General features: G+C 66.6%; 8 protein-coding genes and 1 pseudogene. All 9 read right to left on the minus strand.

Annotated elements, in window-relative coordinates; translation table 11 throughout:
- Window positions 1-196: 196 nt before the first annotated feature.
- Window positions 197-1378 (minus strand): glycoside hydrolase family 76 protein, encoded by a 1182-nt coding sequence (locus Q1V78_RS05135; RefSeq protein WP_300612345.1) that lies wholly within the window; start codon window positions 1376-1378, stop codon window positions 197-199.
- A gap of 49 nt (window positions 1379-1427) precedes the next feature.
- Window positions 1428-2135 (minus strand): RNA methyltransferase, encoded by a 708-nt coding sequence (locus Q1V78_RS05140; protein WP_300612359.1) that lies wholly within the window; start codon window positions 2133-2135, stop codon window positions 1428-1430.
- Between the two features lie 20 nt (window positions 2136-2155).
- Window positions 2156-3028 carry a lysoplasmalogenase gene (locus Q1V78_RS05145; RefSeq protein WP_300612347.1) on the minus strand — a complete coding sequence of 291 codons (873 nt, stop codon included), beginning with the start codon at window positions 3026-3028 and terminating at the stop codon, window positions 2156-2158.
- Window positions 3029-3086: 58 nt separating this feature from the next.
- On the minus strand, window positions 3087-3644 hold the full coding sequence (gene pyrE / locus Q1V78_RS05150; RefSeq protein ID WP_300612349.1) for an orotate phosphoribosyltransferase: 558 nt from the start codon (window positions 3642-3644) through the stop codon (window positions 3087-3089).
- A 210-nt stretch (window positions 3645-3854) separates the two neighbouring features.
- Window positions 3855-4336, minus strand: a pseudogene (locus Q1V78_RS05155) (EamA/RhaT family transporter); the annotation flags it as partial.
- Between the two features lie 99 nt (window positions 4337-4435).
- Window positions 4436-6106: a hypothetical protein gene (locus Q1V78_RS05160; RefSeq protein ID WP_300612350.1), complete on the minus strand. Its 1671-nt coding sequence runs from the start codon at window positions 6104-6106 to the stop codon at window positions 4436-4438.
- Between the two features lie 99 nt (window positions 6107-6205).
- The gene (gene gcvH / locus Q1V78_RS05165; RefSeq protein ID WP_300612352.1) at window positions 6206-6589 is read right to left on the minus strand and encodes a glycine cleavage system protein GcvH; all 384 of its coding nucleotides are present in this window, start codon (window positions 6587-6589) and stop codon (window positions 6206-6208) included.
- A gap of 264 nt (window positions 6590-6853) precedes the next feature.
- Window positions 6854-8044 (minus strand): glycine cleavage system aminomethyltransferase GcvT, encoded by a 1191-nt coding sequence (gene gcvT, locus Q1V78_RS05170; RefSeq protein ID WP_300612354.1) that lies wholly within the window; start codon window positions 8042-8044, stop codon window positions 6854-6856.
- A gap of 31 nt (window positions 8045-8075) precedes the next feature.
- A partial coding sequence (gene gcvP, locus Q1V78_RS05175; protein ID WP_300612356.1) for an aminomethyl-transferring glycine dehydrogenase occupies window positions 8076-10419 on the minus strand: 2344 nt, incomplete at its 5' end.

Here is a 10419-nt window from a genome sequence, read left to right on the forward strand (position 1 = left end):
GCCATTTTTGCCTCCTATGTGCCGCTTCGGGGCGGCGTGGGCCACCCGCTCAGCATGGTTTACTCACCTGAATTATGCCTTCACTTCATTCTACGCGTCGGCAGCCCCGCCGGTCCCCGCCCGTTTGAGGGGGCACGCAGCAAAGTCGCGTGGCAAGGAATCCCCTACGACCAGGGCTTCTCTAGAAGCTGGGGCGCTAGTTACGCTGCTCGTGCTGGGCAGCCTCCAGCGCCGTGATGCTCGCGGCAGCCTCCATCAGCTTCCATCCGGAAAGCTGCACAGAAAGGTCCCGTTCCGCGATGTCGGAACTAGCCACCGCCCCGGCGATCGTCGCACCAACCAGGCCACCGGAATGCGGCAACGTCGCGTCCCGATCCCACCGCGACGGGAACACCGGCAGACCGTCCACTTCCAGGCGGTAGCGCCAGGCGGACTCGGCGGAGTGCAGCACGATCCGGCGCGCCTGGGAGAGGGCTTGGCGCGTGCGCGACCCCAGCTCCGGCAGCTTCTCCACCGCGAGCGCGAGGTAGCGGACGAGGATGCCGTTGAACAGGCCGCCGTCGCCGCCAGCGGTGGGCGCGGTGATGACGTAGTTGGAGTTGGCCAGGTGCTCGGAGATCGCGTCGATGAGGCCGCAGGCGCGGTAGACATAGTCCATCCCGGCGTCGGAGACCTCGTCCTCCCCGACGCGGGCCTGCTCGCGCTCGGCGACGGCCAGCTCGACGCAGGCCCCGAGGGCAACGCCCTGGCAGTAGCTGTGGATCGTGGGCTCCGGGACAGGGCCGTTCATGCGCATCCACAGCCCGTCCATGACCAGGCCGTCCTCGTTGAGCATGTTTTCCCAAATCCAGTCGACCAGCTGACGCGCCAGGTCGAGGCGCCCGGTGCGGGCCGCCATGATCGCGACCGGCCCGTTGGTGGGGACGTTATAGAAGGTCTCGTTGCTGCGCCACGGCAGCACGCCCGTGAGCGAGTCCACGCCCTCCAGGATGTTCTCCTCCAGATCCTTGCGGGCGGAGACGCGCTTGACCTTGGTGTACTGCTCCGCACGCCACATGGCCAGCGCGAGCCAGGCCTTGTCGTCGTAGTAGTTATTCCGGGTCAGCGGTGCGAGGTTACGCAGCCGCATGCCACGCAGCGTGGCCCGCAGTTCACGTTGGCGGGCCTTGGATGGGCGGCGGCGAGTGGCATCCACCTGGCAGTCAACGTAGTGGGCCTGCCACCAGTAGTGCCAGCGGTAAAAGGCCTTGTCTCGGGCCAGGGGCGGCCAGGCGATCACCGCAAGATTAGTCCGCGGCACGCCCCATACTTTCGAGGCGTGGCGGTCCGTGATTGCTTGCTGGGCCAGATCGGCCCGGTGATCCCAACGTTCGTGCACGCCTTTAAGTCTGCCCAATCCGGGCGATTTTCGCGAAGTTTTGCAGCTTTTACCAGGCCTGGGAGAGGTCCGCGTGCTGCCGGATCCAGGCGTGCATCGCGATCCCCGCCGCCACGCCCGCGTTGATCGAGCGGGTGGATCCGAATTGCGCGATGGAGACGGTCATCCGCGCCCCACGCTGCGCCTCCTCAGTCACGCCGGGCCCTTCTTGGCCAAACAGCAGCAGGCAGCGGCGCGGCAGCTCGGCCGTTTCCAGTGGCACGGAGCCGGGAGTGTTGTCCACGGCGACGACCGCCAGGTCCCGCTCCGCCGCATAGTCGAGTACCTCGGCGACGGTCTTGTGGTGCTCGAGGTGCTGGTAACGGTCGGTGACCATCGCTCCCCGCCGGTTCCAGCGCTTGCGTCCGACGATGTGGACCGTATCCACCGCGAAGGCGTTGGCGGTGCGGACGACGGTGCCGATGTTGGCGTCGTTCTCGAAGTTCTCGATGGCGATGTGCAACTCGTGGCGGCGGGAGTCGATGTCCGCGACGATGGCGTCCATCTTCCAGTAGCGGTAGGCGTCGACGACGTTTCGGCGGTCACCGTGTGCGAGCAGTTCCGGGTCGAAGTGTTCTTCCGTGGGCAGCGGCACCCCGGGGTATTCCTGCTCCCAGGGGCCGACGCCGACGCGGGATTCGAACCACTCGGTCGGCCCCTTTCCGGAGTGGCCGTTGGCTTCCGGCTTCTGGGCCGGCTGATGGCCTGGGTGCGTGATGTCCGGCTTGTCTTCGTGGTTCACTGCGCGGTCTTTTCTTTCTTCTGACGCAGGGCGCCATTGATCCCGTCGACGAGCAGCAGCTGCGCGATGACGTAGGTCGCCATGACCGCGCCGTCGGTGAGCGCGTCGATGATCTTGAGAGCCGTGGGCGCGGTGGGGCGCTGCGCGTGCTTCAACAGGGTCAGGCGGTTGAGGATCAGGGCGTCGGAGAGCAGGAAGAGCGTTCCGCCGAGGGCGTGGCCATAGTCCTCGGGAGTTGCCTCTGGGGTGTCGCGAAGGATGGCCGGGTCCTGTGCCAGCACGTTGGTTGCCCCCAGGAGGGAGCCGTAGCCGCCGGCGGCGGGCAGGGCTTGTGGCAGCTTCCAGCTGGCCAGCCCCAGCCCCGTTGCCAGGACCGGCAGGTGGGCCGCGGCGACCGTTGGGGACGGCCGGGCGCCCCGCTTGGCGAGCAGCCAGATATAGGCCAGCTGGTTGGCGCTGAACCACGCCGCACCCCGGTTGAGGTTTGCGGCGCGTTCGGTCGGTTCCGGGCTGCGGGACTGGGTATTCATCAGCGTGATATCCCCCAGCCAGCCGCCCACAAGACCAGCCAGGACAAGCGCCTGCCTCGCGTTGGGGGTTCGGATATTGCGCCAGGAGCGCGGGTTATCTGCGGTGGCACTAGGCACGAGGACGGTGCTTGCGAGCAAGGGCATGAGCGTTGGCTTCACGGCTCGCGTGATGCGATCCGAACGCGTGGCCGCGGCAGCGACGGAGACAGCCCCGGCGGCCAGGTAGGCGATGCGCCCCGGGTGTGGGTGGCGTGCGGCGGTGCGCAGGGCGCGGGTGCCTTCGGCGGCTCGCTCCAGCACGTGGCTCAGGATTCGGTTCTGCATCAGGGTGCTGCGCATCGGTGTCTCCTTGTGGGTTCGCGGCGCGGCTATCGCTCCACCGCGTCGGCGGGCAGGCCTAGTTCAGGCCGAGGTCGGCCAGGCCGAGCAGCGGGCGATATTCCAGGCCCTCTGCCTCGATGACGTCGCGGGCACCGGTGTCACGGTCCACAACGGTGGCCACGCCGACGACGTTCGCCCCGGCGTCGCGGGCGGCAGCGACGGCGGTGAGTGGGGAGTTGCCGGTGGTCGTGGTGTCTTCGACGATGAGCACGTTCTTGCCGGCGATATCCGGGCCTTCGATGCGGCGCTGCATGCCGTGCTTCTTGGCTTCCTTGCGGACGACGAAGGAATCGACCCCCTCACCGGCGTGCATGATCGCGGTGGCGACCGGGTCGGCGCCGAGGGTCAGCCCGCCGACGTTGGTGTACTCCCAGTCGCTGGTCAACTGGCGCAGGAGCTGGCCGATGAGCTTGGAGGCCTCTGCGTGCAGGGTGGCCCGGCGCAGGTCGACGTAGTAGTCGGCCTCCTTGCCGGAGGAGAGGGTGACTTTACCGTAGACGACGGCGAGCTCCTTGACGAGCTCTGCGAGTCGTGCAGCGGGGGCGCGGTCGACGGAGGGGGTTTCCTGTGCCATGGGACGCGTTCCTTCCGAAGGAGGGTTGAAAGCTTGTCTGTTCTTTAAGTTACCGGAGGAAAAACAAAACCCACCCAGTGGGCCTCGCGTTGAGCGAGGGCGCATTGGGTGGGTTGCCTCGTGGAAGGGTCAGACCACGCTAGCTTTTCGTGGTCGCACTTCCGTATGAAGCGGAGTCACAGTCTTCTTTTAGTCCCGGAGGGGCTTATTTTAGTCCCGCAGAGGCTTGGCCTCATCTGGTGAGCGTCCCGGAGCGAGGCCTTCTCGGACGAGTTCGTCTTCGATTGCGTCCTCCGGGTTACCGACATCGCCTGTCTTTTGTTTCTTCCCTAGCCACTTATCGAACAGGCCGTTTTGGTACATCACCGTTCCGAGAATCATGGCGATACCCTGGAACTGCAGCAGGGACGGGATCTCACCGAACAGCGGCCAAGCGATGATGACCGAGGAGACCGGGGAGAGCAGCAGGATACCGGCGGGATCTTGTACTTATCAAAGATCGCCGCCAGCATCGGCACGACGATCACCTGCAGGTTCAGCAGGATGGCCGCGATGCCGGCACCAACGTAGAAGATCGAGTAATTCCAGGCGGTGAAGTCAATACCCAGGAACAGGCCTGCGACGAGGGACATGATGATGCCCGCCTTCGGCAGGGAGCCCTTGCGCTTAATCTCCCAGAAGCCGAATGGCACGAAATCTTTTTCTGCGTACGCCTTTCGACGATCAAGGCGCAGATAGCACGTGATTACTCGCGCCCCCGGGGTCTGAAGATAACTGGCTACCTAGGGATGCTAACGCCCGTCCGAATGCCCGTCCCTGCCGTCATCCGGCTCGACGATTTCCGCCTCTACCAGCTCAATCTCCGCCTCAACCGGCTCAATCGGGGACGGCAGTGCATGGCGCGCATCCGGGGCGCGGTGACGGCCACTACGGCGGCGCTGCCCCCGTCGCTCCGCAGCGGTGGCGGACAGCTCGTCGCTAAAGATTGTGGGCGCCCTCTCAATATCCGCACGAATAACTTGGGGGCGCTGGCCGACCGATGCAGAAATATGGTCGGGGTCCTCCCCAATAAGGGGGATATTCTCTGAATCCATTCCGAGCAGCGATTCACTGAAATCATCACCCGGGTCCGCCTCACGCCCCCGATCGAAACGGCTAGGGAATTCCACCGGATTAGCCGGCCGCTCAATATGCGGACGATCAGAAAAAGATGATTCGTCACTTTCTTGCCCGGCATAGACTTCCGAAGCGATCGATTCTGAGCTCGGTGGCGCGGCAGCCTGGTCTGCTTCCCCTTCCGCCATAGGCGGGGTGGTGGTCTGCCCCACGGGACGCAGGTAGCCCGGCCGTGCCTTCTCCTCCCCCGCCGGGCTCTCGTTTTCCTCGCCGCGCTCCCGCCCGGCCGTCTCCTGCAACGTCCCCTCGCCCTGCGGGCGATCAGCAGATCCCGCACCGGCAGGGCTGAGAGAGACCGCAGTGCCCGGCAGCGCCCGCGTCTGGTCCGCGTTCTCCAGCTCCAGGACCACACTCATCGTGCGTGGCGGAAGAACCATCGCCGCATGCGCCAGGGAGAGCAGCTCCGGCAGGATCCGCAGCCAGATGCTGAAATCCAGCTTCCGGCTAATGCTCAGGATGACCCAGTCGCCGCCCCAGATCACGTCGGAGGCGACCTGGCTCAGCGCTGCGAGGCTATCCTCCACCCGGACATCCAGCATGCGGTCGAGCGCCCGCACGTCGGAGGTATAGGCCGCATAAGGCGGCTGATCCAGCAGCTCGGAACGGCGCAGCCCCTCCGTCACCCCCTGCTCGCGGGAGTAGTGCACCGTCACCGGGGAGGTGGCCGCCCGGCGCATCGCCATGAGCGTGCCCTCGCCCAGGTCCGCCACGTGGTACTCGTGCCCCTCCCAGAAGCCACTGACCACGTCCTTGGCCAGGGCCCGAATGGGAGAGACGTTCACCGAGTGCAACGCGGCAATCGGCCATTCCTGCGGCAGTTCGAGATCCTCACGAGTGAACTCCGCCCCGTTCGCGGCAGCCCACTGGCGGCGCCGGCGGCGGATCGAGGCGAACAACCCGCCCTGGGCAGTCGCGGCGGCCACCATGTCTGACCCCTCCTCGGGGGCCTGTGTGGCCTCCGTGGCCAGCTCCGGCGCGTCCTCTGGCTGGGCTTGCTCCCCCGCCGGGTCCGCGACAGCACCCTCATTCGCACGGTCGGCCGGCTCGTCGGCGACCTCGCTGCCATCGGTCCCCCAAGGAACCGTCCCAGCGGTCGACGCAGCGCCGTTCGCGTCGCCGTCGTCGTCGGTGGAGTCGGCGTCCGGGAGGGAAGAAGCGGGAGGAACCGACTGCCTAGCTGCCGCAGCACCACCGGACTCCCCCTGGGAGTTCGCGTGCTTCAGCAACCACACCGCCACAACGAGCAAAATCAGCCCGATGAGCAGGGCAACAATCGATCCACTCATGTCGTTCAGCCTAGTCCGCCTCCCCTTACAGCGACAGAAAGCGGGGAGCGAGTCTGGCAGCCAGCCTCACTCCCCGCCCGATCGGCGCGTCAGCGCCTCTTATTCGTTGGCAGCAGCGTAGTCGGCGCTGTCCATCAGCTCGCCCGGCTCGGAGACGCGGACGTCGTAGAGCCAGCCCTCGCCGTACGGATCCTCGTTGATGATCCCGGCGTTGTCGTCGAGCTCCTCGTTCACGGCGACGATCTCGCCGGAGACCGGTGCGTAGATGTCGGACACGGACTTGGTGGACTCGATCTCGCCGAATGGCTCGCCGGCCTCAATCTCGTCGCCGACCTCCGGGAGCTCGACGAACACGATCTCGCCGAGAGCCTCCGCAGCGATGTGGGTGATGCCGACGCGAACGACCTCACCCTCCGTGATGTCGGTGGTGTTAACCCACTCGTGCTCTTCGGAGTACAGGAAGTCAGTAGGCAAAGCAGTCATGGTCGCTCCTCACGATCATCTTCAAAAACTGTGGGCGTGACATGGGCCTAGGGTGTAATCCCCACCACATCGAACACGGCAAACTGTACTACACAGCCAGCCCGCTGCGGCGGATATCACGGGGATACCTAGGCCCGGGACCGGCTGGGCCACCCCCATTTCATGTTTTGCAGAGTTTGATGCCGCTTTTCTGCGGTATTCCGACTTCAAACTCTGCAAAAACGTGAAATAGGGGTAGCGCGGGGCGGTCAAGCCCCAGCTGCCCTACTTTTCGCGCTGATAAAAGGGCATCTCCACGACCTGGTACGGGTACTGCTTGCCGCGGATATCGACCTGCACGGTCTGCCCCACGGCGGCTGCCCCGCCCTCCTCGGTCGCGGCCTTATCCACGTAGGCCATCGCGACCGGGTAGCCCAGGGTGGGCGAGAGCGCACCCGAGGTGACCTCGCCGATCGGCTGGGCGTCCTCGCCCTCGCCGGCCAGGACCGCGTAGCCGCTGCGGGCTGCGCGGCGCCCCTCGCCCTGCAAGCCGATGAGCACCCGCGCCGCGCCCTTCTCCTTCGCCGCCACGATCGCGTCCCGGCCCACGAAGGAATCCTTGGACTTCGTCGCGGCCAGGATCCCCAGGCCCGCGTCGACCGGGGTGAGCTCGTCGTTGAGCTCGTTGCCGTAGAGCGGCATGCCCGCCTCCAGGCGGAGGGTGTCGCGGGCAGCCAGACCACAGGGCAGGCCGTCCAGCTCCGTGGCCTTGCCCAGCGCGACGTTCCACACCTGCTCGGCGGCATCGTTGTCCACGATGATCTCGAAGCCGTCCTCGCCGGTGTAGCCCGTGCGGGCGATCAGTGCCGGCTGACCGGCGACGATGCCCTTGAATGCGGCGTAGTAGCCCAGGCCGTTGACCGCGCCCTTGACGTCCTCGGTTGCACCGGAAGCCTCCGGGGCGTCGGTGACGTTCTCGACGATCGCGTGCATGACCTCGGCGGCCTCCGGACCCTGGATCGCGACGAGGGACTTGTCCTCGGTCTGGTCCACGACGGTGACGTCGAAACCCTCGGCGCGCTGCGCCAGGGCCTCGGCGACGCGCGGGGCGTTGCCGGCGTTCGGGACGACGAGGAAGTCGTCATCCGCGAGGCGGTAGGTGATCAGGTCGTCCACGATGCCACCGTCCTCGGTGCACAGCATGGAGTACTTCGCCTTGCCGACCTTCACGGCGGAGAGGCGGGAGATCAGGGCGTAGTCGAGGAACTCCGCGGCCTGCGGGCCGGAGACCTCCACCTCGCCCATGTGGGAGAGGTCGAAGACACCGACGGTCTCGCGGACGGCGCGGTGCTCGTCGAGCTCCTTGCCGTACTTCAGGGGCATGTCCCAGCCGCCGAAGTCGGTGAAGCGGGCGCCGAGCTGCTCGTGCACGTGGTGCAGGGCGGTGTGCTTCGGGGTGCTTGCAGAATCAGTCATTGCAAAACCTTCCTTCAAACGTGCTGGGGTCTTAGTCCTCGATAGCGAATGCTTCGAGCGGCGGGCAGGAGCACACGAGGTTGCGGTCGCCGTAGGCGTTATCGATGCGACGCACCGGCGGGAAGTACTTCGTGTGGCGCAGGCCGTCCACTGGGAAGGCTGCCTGTTGGCGGGAGAACTTGCCGCCGGAGACGGCCTCCTCGAAGTCGTCGCGGGTCACGCTGAATGCGGTGAACGGTGCGCGGCGCAGCACGGACTCCTCGACGGTGACCTTGCCGTCGATGATCTCCTGGATCTCGCCGCGGATGGTGATCATCGCCTCGATGAAGCGGTCCAGCTCCGCCTTGTCCTCGGACTCGGTCGGCTCGACCATCAAGGTGCCCGGCACCGGGAAGGCCAGGGTCGGCGCGTGGAAGCCGAAGTCCATCAGGCGCTTGGAGACGTCCTCGGCGGTGACCCCGGAGGCCTTGGTCAGGGCGTTGAGGTCCAGGATGCACTCGTGGGCGACCAGCTCGTTCTTACCCGTGTAGAGCGTCGGGAAATGATCCGCGAGCTTGCGGGAGATGTAGTTCGCGTTGACCAGAGCCATGCGGGAGGCCTCGGTCAGCCCCTCGTCACCCATCATCGCGATGTAGGACCAGGTGATCGGCAGGACACCGGCGGAGCCATAGCGCGCGCCGGAGACCGGCAGGCCGGTGTTCGGGTCCTCGGACTGCTCGGAGATCGGGTCGGTCGGCAGGAACGGGATGAGGTGCTCGGCCACGCAGACCGGGCCCACGCCCGGGCCACCGCCGCCGTGCGGGATGGTGAAGGTCTTGTGCAGGTTCAGGTGGGACACATCGCCGCCGAACTGCCCCGGCTGACCCAGTCCAACCAGCGCGTTGAGGTTCGCGCCGTCGATGTACACCTGGCCACCCGCGGCGTGGACCTTGTCGCAAACCTCACGGACGTGCTCCTCGAACACGCCGTGGGTGGACGGGTAGGTGATCATGATGCCGGCGACCTCTGGGCCGTACTTCTCCAGCTTGGCGTCCAGGTCATCCAGCAGGATGGAGCCGTCTTCGGCGGACTTCACGGCCACGACCTTGAGGCCAGCCAGCGCTGCGGAGGCGGCGTTGGTGCCGTGCGCGGAGGTCGGGATCAGCACCTTGTCGCGCTGATCATCGCCGCGGGAGAGGTGGTAGCGGTGGATCGCCAGCAGGCCGGCAAATTCGCCCTGGGAACCAGCGTTCGGCTGGACGGAAACCTTCGCGTAGCCGGTGATCTTGGCCAGGCGCTCCTCCAGGTCATCGATGAGCTCCAGCCAACCCGCGGCCTGATCCTCAGGGACGTGCGGGTGGATGCCTGCGAACTCTGGCCAGGTGATCGGCTCCATGGAGACGGCGGCGTTGAGCTTCATGGTGCAGGAGCCCAGCGGGATCATCGTGCGGTCCAGCGCCAGGTCGCGGTCCGCCAGCTTGCGCATGTAGCGCATCATCTGGGTCTCGGAGGTGATGGCGGTGAAAATCGGGTGGGTCAGGATCTCGTCATCACGCAGCACGCCGAGATCGGCCAGCGGGCCGGCGGAAAGCTCGAAGCCGGAGGTATCCGCGGTCGCGCCCTTCTTCTCCGCGACGACGGCCAGCAGCTCGGCGACGTCCTCGTCAGTGGTGGACTCGCCGACGGAGATTCCGACGTGGTCCCCGTCGACCTTCCGCAGGTTGAAGCCCGCGTCCACCGCACGCTGCAGGACGGCGTCCGCGCCGCCGACGCTGGACACATCCACGGTCACGGTGTCGAAGAAGGAATCGTGAGCCAGGGTCAGGCCGGCCTCGGACAGCCCCACACCCAGGGCGACGGCGCGGCCGTGCACCTGGGTTGCGATCTGGCGCAGGCCAGCCGGGCCGTGCCAGACGGCGTAGAAGCCCGCCACGACGGCCAGCAGGGCCTGGGCGGTACAGATGTTCGAGGTCGCCTTGTCGCGACGAATGTGCTGCTCGCGGGTCTGCAGTGCCAGGCGGTAGGCCGGGGTGCCCTCGGCGTCCTTGGACACGCCCACGAGGCGGCCCGGCATCTTGCGCTGCAGGGAATCGACGCAGGCCATGAAGCCGGCGTGCGGGCCGCCGAAGAACAGCGGCACACCGAAACGCTGGGCAGAGCCCACCGCGATGTCGGCACCCAGCGAGCCCGGGGAGGTCACCAGAACCTGGGCCAGCAGGTCGGCGGCGACGGTGACCAGCGCGCCGGCCTCCTTCGCAGCGGAGATCAGGCCGCTCAGGTCACGGATCCGGCCGGTGGATCCCGGGTTGGAGACCACAACACCGACCAGCGGGGTGTCTCCCGCGGCGGCGGCGAAATCGGCGGCTGTGGCGTCCTTAAAATCGACGACCTTGACC

The organism is Corynebacterium sp. (assembly GCF_030152825.1).
Classification (GTDB): domain Bacteria; phylum Actinomycetota; class Actinomycetes; order Mycobacteriales; family Mycobacteriaceae; genus Corynebacterium.

Excerpts from the sequence above, each read along its gene's own strand:
- Q1V78_RS05145 (WP_300612347.1), bottom strand. The coding sequence starts at position 3,028 with ATGCGCAGCACCCTGATGCAGAACCGAATCCTGAGCCACGTGCTGGAG.
- pyrE (WP_300612349.1), bottom strand. The coding sequence starts at position 3,644 with ATGGCACAGGAAACCCCCTCCGTCGACCGCGCCCCCGCTGCACGACTC.
- Q1V78_RS05160 (WP_300612350.1), bottom strand. The coding sequence starts at position 6,106 with ATGAGTGGATCGATTGTTGCCCTGCTCATCGGGCTGATTTTGCTCGTT.
- gcvH (WP_300612352.1), bottom strand. The coding sequence starts at position 6,589 with ATGACTGCTTTGCCTACTGACTTCCTGTACTCCGAAGAGCACGAGTGG.
- gcvT (WP_300612354.1), bottom strand. The coding sequence starts at position 8,044 with ATGACTGATTCTGCAAGCACCCCGAAGCACACCGCCCTGCACCACGTG.